General features: G+C 66.8%; 2 protein-coding genes. Both read left to right on the forward strand.

The window, feature by feature from the left end; genetic code table 11:
• A partial coding sequence (locus H5T65_13910) for a hypothetical protein (GenBank protein MBC7260322.1) occupies positions 1-533 on the forward strand: 533 nt, incomplete at its 5' end.
• 192 nt (positions 534-725) lie between these two features.
• A complete protein-coding gene (locus H5T65_13915) occupies positions 726-4,607 on the forward strand; it encodes a PAS domain S-box protein (protein ID MBC7260323.1) in 3,882 nt (1,293 codons plus the stop codon).
• The last annotated feature ends 80 nt before the right edge of the window (positions 4,608-4,687 follow it).

Consider the following 4,687-nt stretch of genomic DNA (forward strand, 5'->3'; position numbering starts at 1 on the left):
CGCCCGTCATCGTCGTCGCGCCGACCGATACACAGCGCCCCACCGTCGCGCCCACGGCGACCGAGATCCCCACCGACACGCCGACGCCGCCCGCGCCCACGCCGACCCAAGCGCCCACCGACACGCCGACGCCGCCCGCGCCCACGCCGACGGCCACGCGCGCCTTGCACCCTGCGCCCACGCTGCTATCGCCGCCCAATGAGATGCATTTTGAGCCGCAGGAGACCATCGTCCTGCGCTGGACCGATGTGGGGCCGCTGGCCGCTGACGAATGGTACGTGGTGCGCATCCCCCACGAGCGCGGCGAGGAGGTGGGCGTTACCCGCGATACCCAGTGGCAGGTGCCTGCCTACGTCTGGCTGCTGCGGCCGCCGTCGGGGAGGCTGTTCTGGAGCGTGAGCGTGCGGGTGCGCGCCAGCGAGGGCATTCCGGGCAACGCCGACCTGTGGCCTGCCGCGGGCGCCGAGAGCGCGCCGCGCAGTTTCGTGTGGCTCGCGGGCACGCGCACGCCGACTCCCACGCCCACCCCGTAGCAGCGGCAACTGCGAATGGATGCAAATGGACGCGAACATTCGTGCAGATTCTCGTGATTCGTGGATAGGGCATTTGTGCAGAGTTGCAGGACTTGCCCTCGCGCGGCGTTTGCCTGGCGAGGCCGCATGCGCTAGAATTCGTTCAAGCGTGGGCAGTCCCCCCGAAGTTTCTGCCCCGAGGAGGCGAGAACCATGACCCCACCCAAACCCACCGCGTTACCAGATGGCGACGCTGACTACCGCACCCTATTTGACGGCCTGCCCGTCGGCGTTTACCGCACGACACCGGACGGGCGGGTGCTGCTTGCCAACCCCGCACTGGCCCGCATGTTGGGCTACGCATCGCCCGAGGAACTCATGCGGCGCAATCTGGAAAAGGAGAGTTTCGGCGACGCGTACTCGCGGGCCGAATTCAAGGCGCGCATGGAACGCGACGGTTTCATCACGGGCTGGGAGACCTCATGGACGCGGCGCGACGGAAGCCGCATCTATGTGCGCGAAACTTCGCGCGCCGTCCGCGATGACGCAGGCAACATCCTATACTACGAGGGCATCGTGGAGGACGTCAGCGAGCGCAGACGGGCCGAGGAAGCCCTCAAGGCATCGGAAGAGCGCTTTCGCATCCTGTTTGAGTACGCGCCCGACGCGTACTACCTGAGCGACCTGAAGGGCGTTTTCGTGGATGGGAACCGCGCCGCCGAACAGATGGTGGGCTACAAGCGCGAGGAACTCATCGGCGGCAGTTTCCTGAAATTGAAACTCCTATCGCCGTCGCAGATACCGAAGGCGGCGGCGCTGCTGGCCCGCAACCTGCTGGGCCAGCCCACCGGCCCCGATGAGTTCGTCCTGACCCGCAAGGATGGCTCCAAAGTCGTGGCGGAGATTCGCACCTATCCGGTGCAGATTCAGGGACAGTCGCTGGTGTTGGGGATTGCGCGGGACGTAACGGAGCGCAAGGAGGCCGAGCGCCAACTCGCCGAGCGGCGCCTGTATTTGGAGGCGGTGCTGGCCGCCGCGCCCGATGCCATCGTAACCCTGGATGCCCAGCATCGCATCGTGGAGTGGAACGCGCAGGCCGAGCGACTGTTCGGCTACACGCGCGATGAGGCCGTCGGCAAACCGCTGGACGACCTCATCACCAACGCGCACTCGGCGGGCCAGGCGAAAGCCCTCACCGCCCAAGTGATGAGGGGCCAGGTGGTGCCGCCCACAGAAGTGGTGCGCTACCGCAAGGACGGGACGCCCGTAGATGTCGTCGTGGCGTCGGCGCCCGTGCTGGTGGAAGGGCACTTTATCGGCGCGGTGGCCGTGTACACCGACATCACGGAACGGAAACGCGCCGAGCAGGCGGTGCGCGAGAGCCAGGAACGGCTACAGGATTTCCTGGACAACGCCACCGACTTGATCCAGATGGTGGATCCCCAGGGGCGGTTCCTGTACGTCAACCGCGCCTGGCGCAAGGCGCTGGGGTATTCCGAGGCCGAAGTCGCCGGCCTGACCCTGCCGGACATCATCCACCCGGATTCCATGGATCACTGCATGCGGCTGCTCGGGGATATGGCCGCGGGGCAGCACAATGTGGTGAACGTGGAGGCGACATTCATCACCAAGGACGGCAGGCCGATTCAGGTGGAAGGGAACGTGTCCTATCGCATGGAGAACGGAAAGCCGGTGTCCACGCGGGGCATCTTCCGCGACATTACCGAGCGCAAGCAGGCCGAACAGGCCCTGCGCGAAAGCGAGGCGCGCTACCGTGGGCTGTTTGACAACATCCCCATCGGCCTGTACCGCACCGACCCCGATGGCCGCATCCTGGACGCCAACCCCGCCCTGCTGGAGATGCTAGGTTACGAGAGCCTGGAGGAACTCCAGCGTGTCAACGCCAGCGACGTTTACGTGGATCCCGCCGACCGTCAGCGTCAGCAGGCGATTCTGGAGCGCGAGGGCGTCGCGCGGGCCTTTGAGCAGCGCATGCGCCGCAAAGATGGCTCGGTCATCTGGGTGCTGGATAACGTGCGCGCCATCCGCGACGCCGACGGCAACATCGTGGCCTACGAGGGCAGCCTGGAGGACATCACAGAGCGCAAGCGCATCCAGGAGGAATTGCGCCAGGCGAAGGAGGCCGCCGAGGCCGCCAGCCGCGCCAAGAGCGAGTTCCTGGCCAACATCAGCCACGAAATCCGCACCCCCATGAACGGCATTATCGGCATGACCGAACTGGCGCTGGATACCGAACTCACGCACGAGCAGCGCGAATACCTGACCATGGCGCGCAACTCCGCCGAATCGCTCCTGCGCATCCTCAACGACATTCTGGACTTCTCCAAGATTGAGGCGGGCAAACTGGACATGGAATCCGTGCCCTTCAGCCTGCGCGACTGCCTGGGCGACACAATGAAGGCGCTGGCGGTGCGGGCGCACAACAAGGGGCTGGAGTTGGCCATGGACATCCCGCCCCACGTGCCCGACGCGCTCATTGGCGACCCAGGTCGCCTGCGGCAGATCGTCGCCAACCTGGTGGGCAATGCGATCAAGTTCACCGAGCAAGGTGAAATCGTCCTGTTTGTGGACTCCTCCGAGGAGACGGACGATGAGGTGGTGCTCCAGTTCGCAGTGGCCGACACCGGCATCGGCATCCCACCCGAACGCCAGCAGGCGATCTTTGAGGCGTTCACCCAGGCCGACAGTTCTACTACGCGCCAGTACGGGGGGACGGGCCTGGGCCTGACCATCTCGGCGCGCCTGGTGGAGATGATGGGCGGCAAGATATGGGTGGAGAGCGAGGTCGGCGTGGGTAGCACGTTCTACTTCACGGCGCGGTTCGGCATCCAGAAGGGGGTGAGCGCGTGGCCCACGGCTGAACTCGGCGACATGCGCGGGATGGCCGTCCTGGCAGTGGACGACAACGAGACGAACCGTCGCATTCTGCAGGGCATGCTGGCGTCGTGGGGGTTGCGCCCGGTGCCGGCTGCCAATGGGCGCGAGGCGCTTGCGCTGATGCGGGACGCCAGCGCACGGGGCGAACCTTTCCCCCTCGTCATCACCGACGTGCGCATGCCGGAGATGGACGGGTTCGCCCTGATTGAGCAGATTCGGGCCAACGCGGACATCGCCAGCGCTCGGGTCATCATCCTGTCATCGGCGGGGATGCCCGGCGACGCGGCGAGGTGCCGCGACCTGGGTGTGGATGGGTATCTCATCAAGCCGGTCAAGCAGTCGGAGTTGTTGGACGCGATTCTGACGGTCATGGCGCCGAAGGAGGGGGAGCCTTGCGCCCCCACGCTGGTTACGCGCCACGCCATCCGCGAGATGCGCAAGCACGTGCGCGTGCTGCTGGCCGAGGACAACCCGGTGAATCAGCGCCTGGCGACCCGACTCCTGGAGAAGCGCGGGCACATCGTTACCGTGGCGAACAACGGGCGAGAGGCGCTGGCCCTTCTGGAACGCGAGTCCTTTGACGTGGTGCTGATGGATGTGGAGATGCCCGAGATGGACGGGTTCGCGGCGACGGCGGCCATCCGCGAACGCGAGAAGAGCACCGGCCAGCACATCCCCATCGTCGCCATGACGGCCCACGCCATGAAGGGCGACCGCGAGAAGTGCCTGGCCGCCGGCATGGACGAATACATATCCAAGCCCTTGAAGGTGGTGCAACTGTTGGAAATCGTGGAGCGACTGGCGGCCGGCGGCAGGGAGGCCGAGTCGGCCGCGCCCGAGCCGTATGTGGGCGCGGAGCCGGCGTTCCGCCTGGACGCGGCGCTGGAGCGCGTGGGGGGCGACAAGGATCTCCTGCGCGAGATTTCGGAAATGTTCCTCACGGAGTCGCAGACCCTGCTGAGCCAGGTGCGGCAGGCCATTGCTCAGGGGGATGCGGCGCTGCTGAAGCGTGCGGGGCACACGCTGAAGGGCCTGGCGCGGAACTTCAGCGCCGATCAGGCGGCCCAGACGGCGCTGGAGGTGGAGCAGATCGGCGACGAGGGGCGTATGGGCGATGCTCCGGCGGCCGCCGCCCGCCTGGAGGCGGAGGTGGCGCGGCTGGTGCAGGCGCTGCGGGAGTTCCTGGCGCAACCGTAAGCGCGGGCGGCCCCCGGATTTCACCGCCGCGCGCTGGTCCAGCCCCGAAGGGGCTACCCCCAGCCCGTAGGGCTTGGCCC

Source organism: Chloroflexota bacterium (genome assembly GCA_014360805.1).
In the GTDB taxonomy this organism is placed as follows: domain Bacteria; phylum Chloroflexota; class Anaerolineae; order DTLA01; family DTLA01; genus DTLA01.

Bases quoted from the DNA above. Each gene is read 5' to 3' on its own strand.
- H5T65_13915 (MBC7260323.1), top strand. From the start codon at position 726: ATGACCCCACCCAAACCCACCGCGTTACCAGATGGCGACGCTGACTAC.